At 37.4% G+C, this 390-nt stretch carries 1 protein-coding gene; it reads left to right on the top strand.

Annotated features, from left to right (window positions below):
* Window positions 1-120: 120 nt before the first annotated feature.
* Window positions 121-390: hypothetical protein (locus QVO88_RS07385; RefSeq protein ID WP_288177879.1), on the top strand; the 270-nt coding region annotated here is incomplete at its 3' end.

The following is a 390-nucleotide window of genomic DNA, read 5'->3' as shown; positions in this document are numbered from 1 at the left end:
AAATGCTAAAGCTTCGGCATGGGATAGTTTAAATGACGCCCAGCAAGCATATTATAAGGGGTTGGAAGATATCTGTTAGACAAGAGCTTTTTTATATGATGGAATTGAGGTGACATAATTATGGCTAACAAGGCATTATTTTGGTATAACTACAAAAGATTTGTTGACGAAGGCACCATTAAACCGCCGCCTCCAAAGACATTTGCATTGTCAGGATTAATAACTGCTTGTGGTCTTGTGCTTAGTCTAACAATTTATTGTTTGGTATTTCCTAACAGCTTTGTTGGAGAGAATACACCTATTAAACTGTTTTTCTGTACATTGTTTTATATGCTTGGTACGCTTGCCATGATCGGCGGAGTGTACTTTGGTATATCGCTTGTTTCGTTT

Source organism: Ruminococcus sp. CAG:57, assembly GCF_000435935.1.
Lineage (GTDB): Bacteria > Bacillota > Clostridia > Oscillospirales > Ruminococcaceae > Hominimerdicola > Hominimerdicola aceti.
Note: the sequence above shows the minus strand (reverse complement) of the source record. Positions and strands in the feature narration are given on the sequence as shown.